The sequence below is a fragment of the Methylomonas paludis genome (assembly GCF_018734325.1).
Classification (GTDB): domain Bacteria; phylum Pseudomonadota; class Gammaproteobacteria; order Methylococcales; family Methylomonadaceae; genus Methylomonas; species Methylomonas paludis.
This window is the reverse complement of record NZ_CP073754.1, coordinates 2,863,324-2,881,436: the sequence shown is the minus strand read 5'-3', so window position 1 is coordinate 2,881,436 and position 18,113 is coordinate 2,863,324. Positions and strand designations below refer to the sequence as shown.

Genomic DNA, 18,113 nt, shown 5'->3' with positions numbered 1-18,113 from the left:
ATTCCTGCCTCTACTGGGCAGGTATGGTTAATTGGAAGATTACTTCGGCATGAATATCGCTGTCATTCAGGGCCGGAATATAGCGGTAACTTTCGCCCCCGGCCTGCAGAAAAATGTCCTGATTGGTCAGGGCTATCTCTTCCAGGGTTTCCAGGCAATCCACAGCAAACCCCGGGCAAACCACATCAATGTGTTTAATGCCCTGTTTGGGTAAATTCCCCAGCACTTCCACACAATAGGGCTGTAACCATTCGGCACGGCCGAAGCGAGATTGGAACACCAGTTGCCACTGATTATCGGCCAAGCCCAGCGCCTTGGCAATGGCTAAAGCGGTGGCCTGACTGTGATAAAAATACGGATCGCCCAGCTCGGTTAATTTGGCCGGCAGACCATGAAAAGACATCAGCAACAATTCGGCCTGACCATGATTTTGCCAATGTAGGCGGATGCTGTCTGCCACAGCATTGATATAGGCGGGCTGCCGATAATAATCACTGATGAAACGCAAACTGGGGATATGCCGCCAGCTGGCCAGTTCCGCAGCGAACACATCAAAAATCGAGGCCGTGGTGGTGGACGAATATTGCGGATACAGTGGCAGCACGATAATTTCATCAACCTGCTGTTGTTTGAACGCTTGCAGTTTATCGCTGAGTTTGGGTTGGCCATAGCGCATGGCGTAATCAAAAAATAGGCCCTCATGCCCATATCTGGCCTTGAGTTTGGCGCTTAAATCGCGGGTAAACACCACCAGCGGAGACCCTTGCTCAGTCCAGATGCTTTGATAGGCATGGGCCGATTTGCGGGGCCGAAACGGCAGGATAAACAGATTCAGGATCAGCCACCAAATCAGGCGCGGAATATTCACGACTCTGGGGTCTCCCAGAAACTCGCGAAGAAACCGGCGCACATCGGCGGTTTTAGGCGAAGCCGGAGAACCTAGATTGACAATCAAGATGCCTGTTTTTTTGCCGGTGGGCTGGTTCATGGTTAGCGATTGATCAGATTTAAAAATTCGGAACGGGTGCTGATTTCTTCACGAAAAATCCCGGTCATTACCGAGGTGGTCATCACCGAGTTTTGTTTTTCCACGCCGCGCATCATCATGCATAAATGTTTGGCTTCAATCACCACGGCCACGCCGCGCGCATCAATTGCCGTTTCTACCGCAGTGGCGATCTGGCGGGTGAGCTGCTCCTGAATCTGCAGACGGCGGCCATACATATCCACAATACGCGCCAGCTTGGATAAACCCAGCACTTTGCCTTGTGGCAAATAGCCGATATGACATTTGCCAATGAACGGCAGCAAATGATGCTCACACAAGGAATACAGCTCAATGTCCTTCACAATCACCATGTCTTCAGTATCAGCCTGAAATATTGCCCCATTTAATACCTGTTCCAGGGTTTTTTCATAACCATTGGTTAAAAAGGTAAAGGCTTTGGCTGCCCGTTTAGGCGTGTCACGCAAACCATCACGTGTTAAGTCTTCGCCTATCGATTCTATAATCTTGGAAAAATATTCTTCCATCGCCGCCCCCCGGATAAAATTGGGTGAGTATACAACATCAAGCGGTAAATTCTAATGCATCCAATAATACTTGCGGATCGGCTGCGTATTTACTGGCCTGTTCGCTTAAATGCCGCCGCCAGGCCCGTGCGCCATTTTCCCCATGAAACAGCCCCAGCAAATGCCGGGTGATACTGTGCAGTCTGACCCCTTGTTGTAACTGGCTTTCCACATAAGGCAGCAGCGCCAGTATCAGTTCGCGCCGGCTCGGTACAGGGTGCGGGTCATTAAAAATTAGCTTATCCACCTCGGCCAGTACATAGGGGTTGTGATAGGCCTCGCGGCCTACCATCACCCCATCCAGTTGCTGTAGATGAACAAGCGCGGCGCTTAAATCGGTAATGCCGCCATTGATGATAATTTCCAAATCCGGAAAATCTTGCTTTAACTGTACCACCACATCGTATCTTAACGGCGGAATCTCCCGGTTTTGTTTGGGCGATAGACCAGACAGCCACGCTTTCCGGGCATGGACAATAAAAGTCCGGCAACCGCCATCCCGTACCGTGGCAATAAAATGCTGCAATTCCGGATAGGAATCTCGGTCATCAATACCAATCCGGGATTTCACCGTCACCGGAATACTCACTGCCTCGCGCATCGCCGCCACACCATCAGCCACCAGCTGCGGTTCTGCCATCAGGCAAGCCCCAAACCGACCATTTTGCACCCGATCACTGGGACAGCCGACATTAAGATTAATCTGGTTATAACCAAATTCCGCGCCGATTTTGGCGCAAGCCGCCAGATCAAGCGGATTGCTGCCACCCAATTGCAAAGCCACCGGCTGTTCAGCCGGGCTGAATTGCAAATGTTGCTGCTGATTACCATACAAAATCGCCCCGGTAGTCACCATTTCGGTATACAACAAAGCATGGCGCGTCAGCAAACGGTGAAAATAACGACAGTGCCTATCAGTCCAATCTAACATAGGCGCAACAGAAAATCGGGATGCCGCCGACGTGGCGGGTTTAGCTGTTTGTATCATTTATATAGGTTGTAGTTTTTGGGTATGGCGTGGTGTTTTAGTTATAGGATACCGTTAAATTTGCGGATTAGGTTTTTTAAGAAAGGTAAGGAATTTAAGGGTAGGCAAAACTGACTTTTCATTCAGAAATTTATTTGATATTATTTTCAATGAGGTTCTAGGCAGGAGCCTGCCACCCGTCAGAGCAAAGCTGTTGACAGCACTGCCACTTATTTTCATAACTTTCCCGCACATGTCAAATTCGGGTTCGTGAGGTTACGGTAGACGGGTGACGTTTCGCTATGAACTAGGAGAATTGTCATGTCGAATGAAATCATTTCCCCATCCTCATTGGAGGGGATTAAGCGTCTTGCCAAAACAATCAAGCATGAACAAGGCATAAAACATCATCAAGCTTTGGAAGAAGCCGCCAAGCTAGGCGGGTTCCAGAATTTCCGTCACGCTAATAATATTTTGGTTACCAACCACTCTTCCGAGAAACAGCAAGAGAGTCATACTGTTTTTATCACTGCGTATTGGAAGGATCTTAATACGGATATCCGAGGTCGCGAAACCTTGATCATCAGACTTTCCATGCCATGGGGCGAACTCATCAAGCCCGCCCAATTCCAGAATCATCGCGCATTTATCAATGTTCGCGCCGAAGGACCTGATCATTTGGCACGAATTGATATGTCGTCCTCTCAATCGGGAGCTCGTCGTCTGGTTTGTGCTACGGCGCGTACACTAAACTTCATGGACGCCACAAAGCTGCATCCGTCGAAGAGTCACAACAAGGCCTACCCAGGCGGCAGTTGGACTAATGCTGTACCTGGAAAGGATCATCATAGCGTTTGGTATGACCGAGTATCTAAACGGTATCTTTTCGTGGATGAACCCTATGAGAAGGCCGCAGAAAATCGAGCCTCTGAGCGCGCCGAGTGGGCCAAGCGCCACGGCTATATGATTCAGAAACCTGATTGGCCCGGTATGTATAACCCAGATGGAGGTTCCAGGCTTTATCTGATTGCCGATGTCAAAAAAGGTATCCCGTTAGAACCGATCATTGCAGTTCTGAACATGTTGCCAGCACCAATTACTGAAGAAAATTGGAACGGTGAATCTGCGCCGATGTCGCCATATTTCGTCAGTCCAGGCACTATTGCCAAGGCTGAGGAATCTACTAAAAAAGAGAAAGCTAAACAAGCGTCCCGAAAGTCAGTCGGAAAGAACAATACGGTCAGTTATAACGGGACGTTTGTTGGTCCACAGCGCCGTCCGAATGCTCGCATGCCTATTGAGACGCATGCTGAGGTTGGCCGTCAACTGAAGTCTGTATTGGCGGTAAGCTATCATCGCAAGGGCGTATACAACCGTGTCGATGCCGTCCGCAGTGAGTTGGATGAATGGACTCAACGCGAGTACAACCATGAGGAATTACCAAATGAACAGTTCTTTGACCTCTACTATCACGGAACTGAACATGCGAAGTATGACCGTTCTATGCCTGCCGAGGAACGGGGTCGGCATATAGAAAGTCTTACCCTGGTCAAAATTATGCTTGCCAAGTATTATCCAGACTGTACGCCGTTGCGAGCCATGCTAAAGCGGATAGATGCCGCCATCAATTCGCTTCAAAGTTGGACTTCATAAGATAACTTCCAGAGAAGGTGCCAGCAAATGGTACCTTCTTACTATTATCCTAGCTTGATTCCGTGCTAGTTACATGGACAGCATGAAAAGGAGGCTCTAAAACAGCCTTTTTTGTACAGCTAGGCCGTTCAAAAAACTCATAAGATAGGAGATTGTCAAAACCACACAGTTACCTATGTTAGACAAGATGCCGGTCGCTAGCATATTAAGGCCACCAAGTTTAGAAGCCTTTCAAGCTATCCAGGTCAATATCTTCAATGATTTTCTGCATAATACTTATGAAGAATGGCTTTCGCTATCTAATTTGGTGAAATTTTGGGACTGCTTACCAAAATATTCGCTATCTCAAGTTGAACAAAACCGAATGCGGTCAAAAGATGGACAACTGCCGGTATATCGTAAAGAATTCAGATTCATGGAAAGCGATTACTGTATGTTTATTACACCGGCGTTCTTAAGCATTGAGAATGGACGCACATATGCTTTTTATCCCAGTGCAAACGAAGAACTAGTCGAGGATGCACTTAGAAGAATTGCGACGCTACAAAATCAATGCTTTTTTGACAAAAAGGAAGCTAACTGCGGAATTACTTTCACCATCCACCAATTGCGGAATGAGCTTAAAAAACAAGGTCACTCGCGCTCATGCCAGGAGGTTGTCAAATCGCTGCTTATTTTGGCTAGGGCTGGTATCGAAATTCACGCCAAAAACGCTGGTGGCAAGGGTTTTACAATAGAAAAATATATACGCCTGGAAGGCTTTATTAGCAATACTGATTTAAACAATTCTGAATCCTGGTTTGTAGCGTATTTCATCCCCTTGTTTATAAAGCCATGAACGATATCGAATACCGGCAATTCAATTATCGGCAAATGATGCAGCTAAAAACCCATTTGGCGCGTTGGCTGTATAAGCGGCTTGCATATTATTACAGTAATGCTGGCCATACCGCGCCTATAAGATTGTCGTTTGCGCGTATGCGGGATGAAAGCGGGATGTTAGATAGGGTAAGAACCAACGATGCGATCAAGGAATTGGAAGCAGTTTTTGAGGTTTTCAAGACCATTAGGGTTTTCAACTCAGTTCAGCGTATCAAAGATATTAGCAGGCTGTCGATTTTATCTACCCCTGCAAGCCGCATAAATTCATTGAGCCAAAGAGTTTATAATATCGCAAGCAATTGTTATATATGATAAAATAGTTCCATTATTATATATTCCAACGGAATGATTTTATGCGCGGCGCTGACATCACCCAAGATGTACTCTTTAGCTATCGGACATTGGAAGAACGGATTCCCAAAGACCATCCCTTACGGAAATTCCGTGCCATCGTCGATATCCTTTTGAAAACCATGGATACTGAATTTAACGCGCTTTATGCCCGCCGGGGCCGGGATTCAATCCCACCAGAGCGCCTATTGCGCGCCAGCTTGCTGCAAGTGATTTTCACCATTCGTTCCGAAAGACAGTTGGTGGAGCAGATTGATTTCAATCTGCTGTATCGCTGGTTTGTGGGGCTGACGCTGGATGATGAGGTCTGGCATCACTCCACCTTCAGCGCCAATCGTGACCGCTTGCTGAATGAACGTATTTGCCGCTTGTTTTTTGATCGCATCTTGTTGCTTGCCGAATGGCAAGAATTGGTCTCCAGCGAGCATTTTTCCGTGGATGGCACCCTGATTAAAGGCTGGGCTTCCATGAAAAGCTTTGTCAAGAAAGACGGTTCAAGCTCACCTCCGGAAGATGATACGCGTAACCCGACTGTCAACTTCAAAGGCGAAAAGCGCAGCAATGATACACACGCCTCGACCACCGACCCGGATGTCCGGCTATACAAAAAAAGTGAAGGCGACAAATCACAGCTCTGTTACCTGGGCCATGCCCTGATGGAGAACCGGAACGGTCTGGTGGTTGATGTTGAAGTCACTCACGCCACCGGCACAGCAGAGCGGGAAGCGGCGAAGACCATGATCAAACGGACTGTGAAGAAACCGGGTACAACAGTGGGCGCAGACAAAGGCTACGATGTTGAAAGCTTCGTGACCGACATTCGCGTTCTCAAAGTCACCCCGCATGTGGCACAGAAGAACAAAGGCTCTGCCATTGACCACCGCACCACCCGCCATCCCGGATACAAGACCAGCCTCAAAATCCGTAAACGGGTTGAAGAAGTGTTTGGCTGGAGCAAGACCATAGGTGGTCTGCATCAAACCAAATTCCGTCGCTTAAAAAAAGTAGCGGCACAAACTGTCTTCACCTTCGCCGCCTATAATCTGACCCGAATGGGCAATATTTTTGGCTGGCGGTGTTCGACCGCCTAGGCAGACGTGCGCCTAACCACCGCCAAAAGGCGGAAATGAAGCCCCGAAAAGGGCCATTTAGAACAGCCAGACCTGAAGTTTTGGGCTAGAAACGGAAATTCAGGTCTGATAAGGCTTCCAGCCGAAAAATTAACCCTATATTAAGGGTTTAAACCGAAGGCATGGGAGTAAATTTCAACATCCTGTTAGAGGCGAGCGGAATAAAATCATCGACATTATTTATGAGGGAAACCCGCATAGCGATTTCATCAAAAGCGTTAAAGCCGCCAACAAAAGGCAAGCTGATGGCCGGGAAAAGCGCCTGGGTCAAGCGGTAGGTTTAACCCGCAAGTGATGGAATAATCCGCAACTATCGGTAGGTATAGCCCGCATCAACAAAACACGCGATTTTTTCTTTAAATATTTCTCCGAAGAACGGTAGGTATAACCCGCAGGTCGGCAATTAGGCAGTAGGTTTAACCCGCAACTGAATTGGCAAAGGAGGTATAGCCCGCAATACATGGTAGGTATGATCCGCATCTGGTTATTTAAGGCATTGAAAATATGCAAGAAATTCTCCTTTCCTTTTTATCCTTCCTTTAATCCTTTTATTCCGTGTCTAAATGAAATTTCTCCGGTGGCATTCCAACTAAAAAACAGGAGATCGTCAATCAATCTGGCTTGCAAAAGAGGCGGGTTTTTGCATTCTTTTGAATGGATAGTATTTTATAGATCATGCGATCATTTGGTCGTGATTTTGCCGGTTCAAAGTTAGTACGTGAGAAAGAACCGGCAATTGCTACCTAACGCCGGATGTGAAATTAGCGGTTTTTTTTCCGTTGAACGTCGCGGTATATAAATACCTGAATCCGTGTTCGTTTTTTTTATAAATAGTCATAAGTCAATGATAAAAAAGGTATAATATAGTTTTTCTATAGTCACCCGTTTTGATTATGGCACGTTTTAAGCTTAAAGAATCCAAAAAGGAACTTACCTCCTATGCCGGACTATCCTTGATCGGCCAGTGCCTGGAAGCGGTCAATGTCGAAGTGATGGTGGACGGTAGAATACCTGTTTCACAGGGTATCAAAACCTCGGATTTAGTCAAAACCACTGTTGGCCTTTTAAGTATAGGCAAAAGCGACTTCGAGGCTGTTGAGCCGTTTCGTGAAGATCGTTTTTTCAAGAAGGCATTGGATGTACGTAAGGTTCCCGGCAGCGTGTGGCTGCGGCAACGTCTTGATCGTGTCAGCGGCAGCCTGCTGGAGCCGGTGGATGATCTATCGATACGACTCATCGAACGAACAGAAGCCCCAATTACGCCGCATAAAGGCTACGTCTGTCTGGACATGGACACCTTCGTCATGGATCAGAGCGGTACCAAGAAGGAAGAGGTGAGTCGAACCTATCAGGGAGTGGATGGCTATACGCCTGTCGCGGCTTATTTGGGCAATGAAGGCTGGTGTATAGGATTGGAACTGCGTCCAGGCCGCTGGCATTCATCGCTGGAGATTGATTATTTTCTAGAAAGGCTGTTTCCTCGAGTTGAGCGCTTGGTTGCACCGGGTTTGCCGTTGTTATTACGCAAAGACTCAGGGTTTGATAGCGCCAAACTGTTATTTACGGTTGCGGCTGAGAAAGAACGCTGGGCAGCCATGAACAGGCGCTTTGAATACTTGATCAAGTGGAATCCAAGACGGCAAGATAAGACATCCTGGTTAGAAAAAGCGGAAGCGGCCGGCGCCTTTGTTGAAAAACGCCCCGGTAAACGGGAAGCGTTAATGACACTGACGGTGGAACGTGCTTGGAAAAAACAGACTCGCCCCTTCAGACTGGTCGTGCGGATCATTGAACGCACGAGCAATAAGCACGGCCAGATGCTATTACTGCCGGACATTCAACTGGAAGGCTGGTGGACGAGTCTGGAGGAACCCGAAGAAACCGTCATTGAACGCTACCGCGACCACGGCACCCATGAACAATTTCATTCGGAATTCAAAACTGACCTGGATATGGAACGCTTACCATCTGGAAAGTTTGAGACCAACGACTGTCTATTGAGAATGGGTATGTTTGCCTATAATTGCTTGCGACTGATTGGTCAACTGGGCTTGACTGGCGACTTGGCGCCAATACGTCATCCGGCAAAACGACGGCGGTTACGAACGGTGCTGCAAGAAGTCATGTATCGAGCAGCCCAGGTGATCCACAAAGCCCGGCAATGGTGGCTGGACTTAGGGTGCGCCTCACCCGTGGCAAAAGTATTCGCTTATTTACAAGAGCGATTGGTGGTGCAGCCTGGCTTTGCATCAGGATAAGCGGCGCGAAAGCTGAGATGCTGGTTACGAGCTGATTCTCCGGGTAGAGAAGAAGATTGCTTGTCTTGGCGTCAGGTTTTTCATCTGGCGATGCCGGCAATACCATGGAAACGATTGATTTTTGCGACTGAGGGCTTGATGAACGGCAGTTAAATTTCGATTGGTGGTAGATTTTTTTAAAAAACGCGTCTGAAACGCGACTGCCCTCACTTAAACCGAAAGGAACACGGATTCAGGAAATACTTTAAGAACTTACCAAATCCGGATAATATCCATGCAACATAAAGTTTCAACTTACTTTGCCCTGCTTGCAGAATTCGGTAGCGCACACATACCACTGGATTCGATTGCGCAGAAGTTTCTAGATATTGATGTGCAAACAGCTAAAAACAAAGCCGCCAAACAACAGCTACCCTTTCCATGTATACGCATAAACGGCCAAAAATCGCCCTGGTTTGTTGATGCCGGTGTGCTGGCGATATTTCTTGACCAAAAGATGGAGGAAGCCCAGAAAACTTGGAAAAAGATGAATGAATAGTTTTGTTTCTACGCGGCTATTGGGTTGTTCATGATTCGCCAATATGTATCAGCAGTTTTTTTATCAAATTAGGGTGGTGATAAATACCCTGATTTTGCATAGTCGTAACGGCTTCCTTAAAAGAAGAAATTAAACCTTGTTGCTTAGCTTTAAGTAATATTCCCAGTGTGCCGGTAACTCGTAATCCTAAATACTCTGCCATGTTTCGACCAAATTTTTCATCAATCAACACCCAGTCCGCCTGATACTTTTGTGCCATATCCAGGGTATGTTTTTCACCTTTATCCAAGGCCAATAATAAACTGGGGCAACTGATGGGAGTTGAGGTGACAATGGTTAACCATTCAAGCTTTCTAAGTTCCGGTAAGCTTATGAAGCCACCTACCTCGCATTCCTCAACAACTTCAGAAACCAAGTGGATCTGCCCAAATAATTTGGGTAACAAATCCAGTCTTTGGATACTGCCTAAGGCAATAATGGGTGTTGTATTGGAAAAAACGATCATAACAAGGCGGTTTCTCTTTGGAAGTCATCATTGCTATCTTCCAATAAGGTTGCGCCGGCATCAAAAGCCATGCGTAGAAAAGCTACGCGGTTTATTCCTAGCCATGCGGCGGCGCTACCCGATGATAGCTTGCCTTCTTTAAATAGACTAACGGCAGCTTGTTTTTTTAAGTAATCTGCAAAGTCTTCGGCATTGAGATGGATGCCCATTAATAATTCTGCCGGACAATCGATAGTTACTGTTTGTTGCATGTTGACCCTCGCAAATTGTTGGTTAATGCATTAAGCTAAACTGTACAGTCATTCCGAAAATAAAGCATCCATCACGTCAATCCATGTTTCAAAGGCATGAAACATAAATTGACGCAGGCGTTGCCTCAGTAACGCGGTGTCTTTTAAGCGTAATCTCAACATCCATATCCAGGGCCGATAGGCAGCGGTATAAGCGGTCAAAGGTGAAGCCTGAAAGTCGCCCTGTGGCAAGATTGGAAACGTCTGGTTGAGTTATGCCAAGCAATTCTGCCGCCTCACGTTGTTTTAAACCACGTTCTTCGAGCAAAAGATTGATCTGGTGCGCCAATTGGACTTTGGCGAAACGTTCTTCCCCATTAGGCAATCCTGCAAAAGGATGCAAAGTTTTTACGATGCTTTCATCGTCATTGTGCATAGTTTTTGTCACTCATGGGACGATCCGATCCAGATGACGGGTTTGTTGGGTGATGGTATCATGGGGGTGTTTATATGGTATTTCATATAAAATGTCAACGACAGAAAGAAAGCGGTATTTGCAATTCCTTTATGATTAGTGACTGTAAAATAGCAGAGATTGATTGCCATCGTATTTGCCGAAAACAAACAGCTGACCAAACGCTCGAATTTTGCTAAAAAAAATAAAATTTTTTAACTTATTGTAATTAAATAATTTTTACAGTTTGTGCGTCCAATTCAGGATAGGCGCAACAGAAAATCTGGGTGCCGCCAGCGTGGCGGGTTTAGCATTTATATAGGTTGTAGTTTTTGGGTATGGCGTGGTGTTTTAGCAATAGGATACCGTTGAAAAACACGTATCCTAGGCGCAATGGTTTCGCGCATAGTCCGGGTAGCAACACGCATGTCATACTCGCTTTGCAGATTTAGCCAGAATCGCGGATCCATACTAAAAAACAAGCCAAGCCGTAAGGCCGTATCCGCAGTGATGGGGCGATTCCCATGCACCAAATCACTGATGCGGCTGGGCGAAACATCAATGTCTGCGGCAAGCTGACGGGCGGAAATTCCCAACGGTTTCATAAAGTCTTCCAGCAGGATTTCGCCAGGGTGTATTTCATCAAGTAGTTCAACCATGTTTGCTCTTAGTGGTAGTCAATAATTTCAACCTGGTGGGCACCATCTTCGCGCCAGATAAAACAAATTCGCCATTGGCCATTGGCCATTGATGCAGATGCTATGTTGCTCACTACGGTCACCTTTTAATGGTTCGAGTCTGTTTCCTGGCGGAATCCGTAAGCTGGCTAATTCGGTAGCCGCATGTAGTTGCAAAAGCTTTCGTCGCGCCACACGTTCAATGTTTTTGAACCTCGACACATTTTGGCTATGGAAAAGTGCCTCAGTATCGAGACAAGTAAACGAATGAATCATATAGCTTATGGTATTCCGTTAAACAGAATCTGTAAAGCGGAAATTCTGGTGTCGGTGACTCGAAAATCATTGTTTTTGCGAGGAGCCAACGGATAATTCCAGCGAACTGAATTGTTGCTACATAGGATATTCAAATGCCGGTGAGGACGTAACGGTTTTAAACAACGCAGAAATGCGCAATTTTTAGTTTAATGCGGGGCGCATCACCGCGCCCCGCTTTGTACAGGATTTAGCTATCGGATTTCCCGAATGCGCCGGCTTGAATATCCGCCAGAATTTCACCCGCTACGCGTTCGCCTTCCTGAGCGCCGCCTTCCATGAAACCTTGGAAGTTGGTGGAGCAATGCTCGCCGGCAAAATGAATATTGCCCTGTCTCACCCCTTCGTAGCCGCTGAACGTAGTGTATTGCCCAACTTTCCAATAGGAATAGCTGCCCAGCAGATTAGGATCATCTTTCGGCGAATGCAGCGCGGCAAGGCCGGTGTATTCGTCGCTCAGGCCGGGGAACACCGGTTCTATTTGCTTCAGAAATTGCGCGGCGTATTTACGCACCGCGGGCGATGTGGTGGAAAACGCTTCGTCGCCTTGATCAGGCGTAATTGTTAAGCCTTTTGAGCCCAGGTAATTGACCAGAATACCGGTTTCGCCAGGTTGAGCGCGGGTGATGTCCCAAGCAGTTTGATACCCAGTGTCTGAGTATGAGGTGCCGTTTGAGTGTCCCCATTTACCTTTATCCAGCCAGACCCGCTCATTGAATTGCAGCATCACTTTAGCGTTAGTGCCATAGCCTAGTTGGGTGATAGCGGTTTGCTTTAGGTGGTCGAAGCCGGCTTTACTGTAATCAACCTTACGCAAGGTACTGAACGGCAGGGTTAGAATCACGCTATCGAAGTTGGCTTGCTTGGTACTTACTGAGCCAGTGGCGTCGGTAACGCTGAATGTCAGTTGAATTTTGCCGTTTGAGAGTTTGCTGATGGCGGTCAGTTTGTGACTGACATTAATAGCGTTAGCCGGCAAGGCGTTAGCGATGGCCGTGATGACTTGTTGATTGCCGCCGCGAATATGGTATTGTTCATCCGAATAGCCAAATAAATTCAAGTCGTTGGTAGGGCCAGGCAACAAATACACTATATTTAAGCTGCTTTGCAGTTTAGTAGAGGCGCCGTACTCAATGTCGTAAGCGCCGTCCAGTAATTGGCCCAGTTTGGAGCTATGGCCGCCCGGCACGTATTTTTCTATCCAGTCATAGACGCTGATCGAGTCCAGATATTCGCCGGTAGGTGTGGATGAGTTGTATACCGTCGGATAGGACGCGGCGGTGTTTTGGTCTTGCAGAATTTGCACCAGTGCTTGGAAATCAGCATTGGCTTGTTTTGCAGGGTAATACTTACCGCCAAAGTAATAGGTCTCGGTGGCGTTTTTAGGTTCAGCGGCCAATAAATCGTCAAGTTCCAGACCAAAACGTTGCGCCAGCGCCTGCAGGGTGGTGTGACCTGAGTCGATGAATTCGCCACACCATTCAGACACCTGGCCGTTTTGCCATGCCGTGGTGATGGATTGGATTCGGCCACCAATATGATCGTCGGATTCATACAAGATGCTGGCTATGCCAGCGTCTTGCAGAGTCAGCGCAGCGTTCAAACCGGCGATACCGGCGCCGATAATGGCAATTTTAGGTTGGCGGGAACCTGCCAACAGCGGTTTGCCGAATGGGATGATCGCTGCAGCGGTGGCTACTGCGGACAATTTTAAAAAGTCGCGTCGTTGCATTCCTGTTTGCTGGCGAATGGTTTCAACGGAAACACCTTGTTGTAGTGCGGCGTGGTGTTCGCTGACCAGATTGCGCAGCATACGCATTAATGGAGTGCGGGCCATGTTATTACTCCTTGTTGTTTAAAAAATGAGTAAAACTGGGGGCAGACCACCGTTTAACTCTTATTAAGAAATTTATTATATCCAAATAGGGACACAGGGCCGGAGGCTGGGTTGAACAATGGGATACCCAGCACATGCTTTGAAAAAACCATTTTAACTGCCTTTGGATTACAAAACTTAGTCAGCTTCAATGCCGGGTTTAATTATCACTGCTTCTAGTTCCAATTAAGCCTATCATCAATATCGGTTGATTGTAAACAATGGGCCGTTTGGAAATCATCATTGGTGGCCTGATAAGCTCAGCCATACGAAAACGGAATGTCTCTGATAACTCGTCGTGGTAGTCAACCATTTCAACCTGGTCTACTCGGTTATTGATGTTTGTCTCAACCGACAGCAATTGCCAGCAAAAAGTCAGGTTTGCTTCTATACTGGCGGTTTTATCTTCGTCCGGAATGATGTCTAGTTCTGACCTGCCCATCACCGCACTAACCATCCGCCTCCAGGGCAGTGTCCAGGGGGTAGGCATGCGGCCAGCCATCTGCCGCCTGGCCCGACAATTGGGCTTATCCGGGCAGGTCTGGAATGATGCCGCCGGCGTTACTATCCAGGCCTGGGGCATAGCCCCGGCGCTAGCCGAATTTATTCGCCAGATTCCCTTGCAGGCCCCGCCGCTGGCGCAAATCAGCCGGTTAGACAGCAACGAGCTGGATGCGCCTGTCTCCAGTCGGGAATTTGACATAGTCACCAGTCAGGCTGGGGCGGTGCAAACCAGTGTGGCTGCCGATGCGGCACTCTGTCCCGCCTGTCTGGCAGAGATCAATGATCCGGCAAACCGCCGCTATCGTTACCCTTTCACGCATTGCACCGATTGCGGCCCACGCCTGTCCATAGTCACAGCCTTGCCCTATGACCGGCATCACACCAGGATGGCAGCTTTCAAGCCTTGTCCGGCCTGTCAGGCAGAATATGAAAATCCCGCTGATCGCCGCTTTCATGCCCAGGCCAATGCCTGTCCAGTCTGCGGCCCCAGGCTGGAGCTGGTTGACCAGCAAGGCAAAGCGCTGATCGATCTTGACGCAGATGTTTTAACGGCTACAGCCGCTTTAATCCGGGGCGGCCACATAATCGCCATCAAAGGCGTGGGCGGCTTTCATCTGGCCTGCGATGCCGGTAATGAGACTGCAGTGAATCGCTTGCGCCAACGCAAACAGCGGTACGCCAAGCCGTTTGCTATTATGGCGCGCGATCTGGTCATGCTGGCTGAATATGTGGCTATTTCGGCACTGGAACAGCAATTATTACAAAGCAGCGCCGCACCGATAGTGCTGCTGCCCCAGCAGGGCAAAGCCCTGGCCGGCGCCGTGGCCCCGGCTGATGACAAATTGGGCTGTATGCTGCCCTATACACCTGCGCAGCACATCCTGTTACAGGACTTGTCCGAGCCTATCGTGTTAACTTCCGCCAATGTGCATGAAGCGCCGCCCTGCATCACAAATCAGGTCGCCCTGGAGCAATTGCAGGGCATAGCCGATTACTACTTATGGCACGACAGAGACATCAGCCGGCGTCTGGATGATTCGGTACTCAGAGTGATGGCCGGTCAGCCGCGTTTACTGCGCCGGGCGCGCGGCTATGTGCCGCAAACGCTGCCGCTGCCCGCCGGCTTTGCCGCCGCCCCGCCGGTGTTGGCGCTGGGCGGCCAATTGAAAAATACTTTCTGTCTGTTGCAACGCGGCCAAGCCATAATGTCCGCGCATATCGGCGATCTGGAAAATGCCGCCGTATTCACCGACTACCGGCAACAGTTGGATAATTATCAGCGGTTATTTGGTTTTCAGCCCGGCTTGCTGGCCGTAGATCAGCATGAAGCCTATCTTTCCACCCAGTTGGGCCGGCAAATGCAGCTGGATTTAGCCTTGCCTCTGCTCAGCGTTCAGCATCACCATGCCCATATTGCCGCCTGTTTGGCTGAACAGGGTTTTGATCTGGGTGCCGCGCCGGTACTGGCGGTGGTGCTGGATGGCCTGGGGCAGGGCGCCACCGGTGAATTATGGGGTGGGGAATTTATGCTGGCCGATTATTTTGGCTATCAACGGCTGGCCGCGTTTCAAGCCATCGCCATGCCCGGCGGAGCTCAGGCCATGCGTCAGCCCTGGCGCAATACTTATGCGTATTTACAAAACTATTTCGATTGGCGGCAGTTGCAGCGTGATTATGCCCAACTGGAGATCATGACCTTTTTAAACCAGCAGAATTTGGCGGTGCTGGATACGATGCTGGCCCAACAGCTCAATGCGCCATTAAGCAGTTCCTGCGGACGCTGGTTTGATGCCTTAGCCGCCGCTTTGGGGATTTGTCCAGCCGCCGTCAGTTATGAAGGGCAGGCGGCAGTTGGTCTGGAAATACTGGCAACGCCAGTGTTTGGCGCCCAGCGTGGTCAGGGTTATCCCTATCAGCGCATAGACACAGCCGATAAGCTGGTATTGAGCTGGCGACCGTTTTGGCTAGCAGTGCTGAATGATTTAAACTTGGGGGTGGCTAAGCCAGTGATTGCCGCGCGTATTCATCATGGTCTGGCCGTGGCGATTGCCGAAACTGTGATCAGTTTGGGCAATATCGGTGCTGATACCGTGGTACTTAGTGGCGGAGTGTTTCAGAATCGGTTATTGCTGGAAGAGCTTAGTGGCTTATTACGATCTGCCGGCAAGCAAGTGCTGTCGCCCTCCCTCTTACCCGCCAATGATGGTGGGCTGGCCTTAGGGCAGGCGGCGGTAGCCGCTGCCCAGTATCTGGCCGGTGCTTAGTTTTTCAAGCCCAGCACATCCTGCATATCAAACAGGCCGACCGGCTGATCGGTCAGCCATAAAGCGGCTCTGACTGCGCCATTGGCAAAAGTCATGCGGCTGCTGGCCTTATGGGTAATTTCCACCCGCTCACCCTCGTCGGCAAACATTACCGTGTGCTCACCGACGATATCACCGGCGCGGATAGTGGAAAAACCTATGGTTTTCCGGTCTCGCGCACCGGTGTCGCCTTCACGACCATAAACAGCACAGTCCTTCAAGTCGCGGCCTAGCGCTGCCGCTACGACTTCACCCATGCGTAAGGCTGTGCCGGACGGGGCATCGACTTTGTGCCTATGATGAGCTTCTATCACTTCAATATCGGTATAGTCACCCATCACCTTGGCGGTCATTTCCAATAACTTTAGCGACAAATTAACACCCACGCTCATATTGGGTGCAATGACGATGGCTATATCCTTGGCCGCAGCCGCTATTTCAGCTTTTTGGGTTTCAGTATAGCCGGTAGTGCCGATCACCACTTTTTTACCGGCTTGTCGGCAAATTTCAACGTATCGCAGCGAAGGTTCCGGGCGGGTGAAATCGATCAAAACATCAAAATCATCCACCACGGCACCCAGATCATTGCTGACTGTAACCCCTAGCGCGGCAATGCCGGCCAGTTCGCCGGCATCCTTGCCGATAGCCAGACTGTCCGGGCGAGAAATAGCGACACTAAGTTCCGCTGTTTTGGCTAAGGCAACCGCTTTGATCAGGCTTAAACCCATGCGGCCGGATACGCCGACTATGGCTATTCGTAACATGGTTTATCCCGTCAATTTGTCAAAAAAGTTTTTAACGCCATCCATCCAGCCGTGTTCTTGTGGGCTATGGTGTTTACCACCACCGCTTAAAGACTCAGCCAGTTGTTCGATCAGGGCTTTCTGGTCTTTGGTCAGATGTACAGGAGTTTCCAGTTGCACCCTGCACAATAAATCCCCCACTGCCCCACCGCGCACCGGTTTTACACCTTTGCCGCGTAAACGGAACAGTTTACCGGTTTGGGTTTCCGCCGGGATCTTCAGTTTTACCTTGCCATCCAGGGTTGGTACTTCTATTTCGCCGCCCAGACAGGCGGTAGGGAAACTGATAGGCACTTCACAATACAGATGAGCGCCGTCGCGGGTGAAAATATTATGGTCTTTAACCTGCACCTGCACATATAAATCGCCGGAAGGTCCGCCGTTTACCCCAGCTTCGCCTTCACCCGCCAAACGGATTCGGTCGCCGGTATCCACGCCTGCTGGTACTTTGACCGACAGCGTTTTGGTTTCCTGTACCCGGCCCTGACCATAACATTTGGGGCAAGGGTCTTTGATTTGTTTACCCGCTCCGCGACAGGTCGGACAGGTCTGCTGCACTGAGAAAAAACCTTGCTGCATTCTAACCTGACCATGACCATGACAGGTGCTGCAAGTGACCGGGCTGCTGCCTGGTTTAGCCCCGGAACCGCTACATTCTCCGCAAATAACCAGCACAGGCACCTTAATGGTGGTTTCTGTACCGCCTACGGCTTCTTCCAGCGTCAGTTCCAGGTTGTAGCGCAAATCGGCACCACGCTGCACACTGCTGCGCTGTTGCCGACCACCGCCGAAAATGTCGCCAAACACATCGCCGAAAATATCGCTAAAGCTTTCCGCTCCGCCGCGCCCGCCGCCCATGGATGGGTCCACGCCGGCATGACCAAACTGGTCATAAGCCGCCCGCTTTTTAGCATCGGATAATATCTCGTAGGCTTCCTTGATTTCCTTGAACTTTTTTTCGGCTTCTTCAGGATTGTCGTTATTTCTATCAGGATGGTATTTCATGGCCATGCGCCGATAGCTTTTCTTGATTTCGGCTTCGCTGGCGTTTTTCTCAACACCCAATAGTTTGTAAAAGTCTTCTTTTGCCATAAG

Annotated in this window: 18 protein-coding genes; 7 read left to right on the top strand and 11 right to left on the bottom strand. The window is 49.0% G+C overall.

What is annotated here, in order from left to right:
- Window positions 1–10: 10 nt before the first annotated feature.
- Genes hemH through dusA form a run of 3 tightly spaced genes read right to left on the bottom strand, consistent with a single transcriptional unit; the run spans window position 11 to window position 2,560 of the window.
- Window positions 11–988, bottom strand: a complete 978-nt coding sequence (hemH, locus tag KEF85_RS12915) for a ferrochelatase (protein WP_215581199.1) — start codon at window positions 986–988, stop codon at window positions 11–13.
- A 2-nt stretch (window positions 989–990) separates the two neighbouring features.
- Window positions 991–1,533 carry a GTP cyclohydrolase I FolE gene (gene folE, locus KEF85_RS12910; protein ID WP_215581197.1) on the bottom strand — a complete coding sequence of 181 codons (543 nt, stop codon included), beginning with the start codon at window positions 1,531–1,533 and terminating at the stop codon, window positions 991–993.
- 37 nt (window positions 1,534–1,570) lie between these two features.
- Window positions 1,571–2,560: a tRNA dihydrouridine(20/20a) synthase DusA gene (gene dusA / locus KEF85_RS12905; protein WP_215581195.1), complete on the bottom strand. Its 990-nt coding sequence runs from the start codon at window positions 2,558–2,560 to the stop codon at window positions 1,571–1,573.
- 300 nt (window positions 2,561–2,860) lie between these two features.
- On the opposite strand from dusA, the gene KEF85_RS12900 reads away from it, so the two are divergent.
- The 6 genes from KEF85_RS12900 (at window position 2,861) to KEF85_RS12875 (ending at window position 9,351) form a co-directional block, all read left to right on the top strand.
- Complete coding sequence (locus KEF85_RS12900) at window positions 2,861–4,192, top strand: DUF5623 domain-containing protein (RefSeq protein WP_215581193.1); 1,332 nt, start codon at window positions 2,861–2,863, stop codon at window positions 4,190–4,192.
- A 175-nt stretch (window positions 4,193–4,367) separates the two neighbouring features.
- On the top strand, window positions 4,368–5,030 hold the full coding sequence (locus KEF85_RS12895) for a hypothetical protein (RefSeq protein WP_215581191.1): 663 nt from the start codon (window positions 4,368–4,370) through the stop codon (window positions 5,028–5,030).
- Window positions 5,027–5,386: a hypothetical protein gene (locus tag KEF85_RS12890; protein ID WP_215581190.1), complete on the top strand. Its 360-nt coding sequence runs from the start codon at window positions 5,027–5,029 to the stop codon at window positions 5,384–5,386. The genes KEF85_RS12895 and KEF85_RS12890 overlap by 4 nt, the downstream gene beginning before the upstream one ends.
- Before the next feature lie 41 nt (window positions 5,387–5,427).
- Complete coding sequence (locus KEF85_RS12885) at window positions 5,428–6,516, top strand: IS5 family transposase (protein ID WP_215581187.1); 1,089 nt, start codon at window positions 5,428–5,430, stop codon at window positions 6,514–6,516.
- 932 nt (window positions 6,517–7,448) lie between these two features.
- Window positions 7,449–8,813: an IS1380 family transposase gene (locus KEF85_RS12880; RefSeq protein WP_215580104.1), complete on the top strand. Its 1,365-nt coding sequence runs from the start codon at window positions 7,449–7,451 to the stop codon at window positions 8,811–8,813.
- Between the two features lie 274 nt (window positions 8,814–9,087).
- Entirely contained in the window at window positions 9,088–9,351 is a 264-nt protein-coding gene (locus KEF85_RS12875) for a pyocin activator PrtN family protein (RefSeq protein WP_215581185.1), read from the top strand.
- Between the two features lie 28 nt (window positions 9,352–9,379).
- On the opposite strand, the gene KEF85_RS12870 is transcribed toward KEF85_RS12875, so the two are convergent.
- From KEF85_RS12870 to KEF85_RS12845, 6 genes are all read right to left on the bottom strand, one after another.
- Window positions 9,380–9,856 carry a PIN domain-containing protein gene (locus KEF85_RS12870; RefSeq protein ID WP_485020543.1) on the bottom strand — a complete coding sequence of 159 codons (477 nt, stop codon included), beginning with the start codon at window positions 9,854–9,856 and terminating at the stop codon, window positions 9,380–9,382.
- A complete protein-coding gene (locus KEF85_RS12865; RefSeq protein ID WP_215581182.1) occupies window positions 9,853–10,107 on the bottom strand; it encodes a UPF0175 family protein in 255 nt (84 codons plus the stop codon). The genes KEF85_RS12870 and KEF85_RS12865 overlap by 4 nt, the downstream gene beginning before the upstream one ends.
- A gap of 88 nt (window positions 10,108–10,195) precedes the next feature.
- Window positions 10,196–10,522, bottom strand: a complete 327-nt coding sequence (locus tag KEF85_RS12860; RefSeq protein WP_215581180.1) for a helix-turn-helix domain-containing protein — start codon at window positions 10,520–10,522, stop codon at window positions 10,196–10,198.
- A 332-nt stretch (window positions 10,523–10,854) separates the two neighbouring features.
- On the bottom strand, window positions 10,855–11,199 hold the full coding sequence (locus KEF85_RS12855) for a HigA family addiction module antitoxin (RefSeq protein ID WP_215581178.1): 345 nt from the start codon (window positions 11,197–11,199) through the stop codon (window positions 10,855–10,857).
- A gap of 27 nt (window positions 11,200–11,226) precedes the next feature.
- Window positions 11,227–11,493, bottom strand: a complete 267-nt coding sequence (locus KEF85_RS12850) for a type II toxin-antitoxin system RelE/ParE family toxin (protein WP_281413640.1) — start codon at window positions 11,491–11,493, stop codon at window positions 11,227–11,229.
- Window positions 11,494–11,722: 229 nt separating this feature from the next.
- The gene (locus KEF85_RS12845) at window positions 11,723–13,369 is read right to left on the bottom strand and encodes an FAD-dependent oxidoreductase (RefSeq protein ID WP_215581176.1); all 1,647 of its coding nucleotides are present in this window, start codon (window positions 13,367–13,369) and stop codon (window positions 11,723–11,725) included.
- Between the two features lie 455 nt (window positions 13,370–13,824).
- Between KEF85_RS12845 and hypF the strand changes: the two genes are divergently transcribed.
- On the top strand, window positions 13,825–16,176 hold the full coding sequence (gene hypF / locus KEF85_RS12840) for a carbamoyltransferase HypF (protein WP_246534943.1): 2,352 nt from the start codon (window positions 13,825–13,827) through the stop codon (window positions 16,174–16,176).
- Here the strand turns inward: hypF and dapB are convergent.
- Together dapB and dnaJ are read right to left on the bottom strand one after the other, a co-directional pair.
- The gene (dapB, locus tag KEF85_RS12835) at window positions 16,173–16,979 is read right to left on the bottom strand and encodes a 4-hydroxy-tetrahydrodipicolinate reductase (protein ID WP_215581174.1); all 807 of its coding nucleotides are present in this window, start codon (window positions 16,977–16,979) and stop codon (window positions 16,173–16,175) included. The genes hypF and dapB overlap by 4 nt on opposite strands.
- 3 nt (window positions 16,980–16,982) lie before the next feature.
- A complete protein-coding gene (dnaJ, locus tag KEF85_RS12830) occupies window positions 16,983–18,110 on the bottom strand; it encodes a molecular chaperone DnaJ (protein ID WP_215581171.1) in 1,128 nt (375 codons plus the stop codon).
- Between the last annotated feature and the right edge of the window lie 3 nt (window positions 18,111–18,113).